1 pseudogene is annotated in these 276 nt (G+C 67.8%); it reads right to left on the reverse strand.

What is annotated here, in order from left to right:
• A pseudogene (locus ACZ3GY_RS23895) lies at positions 1-276 on the reverse strand (hypothetical protein); the annotation flags it as partial.

The raw sequence follows: 276 nt of genomic DNA on the forward strand, positions 1-276 counted from the left end.
GCGGCCACCGCCTGCTTGTACCAGGGACGGGCGGTCGGATCATACCCGGCCGGCAGGCCTTCGGCAGCCGAGGTAAAGGCGGTCTTGTCTTCGCGGCCTAGGGTGGTGACGTAGAAGCCGCCGCTCTTCTGCAGCAGCTTGATGACGAACACTGGATCGGCCCCCTGCACGCCTTCGGCGGCGGCTACCGTCATGGCGGTGCGGGCTGCCACCCATTCATTGATGGTGGAACCGAAACCGGTGGCCACGGCCTGGGCGTTGCGCTCGATGGCGCGC

This window comes from Pseudomonas sp. PME37.24/006 (assembly GCF_055556635.1).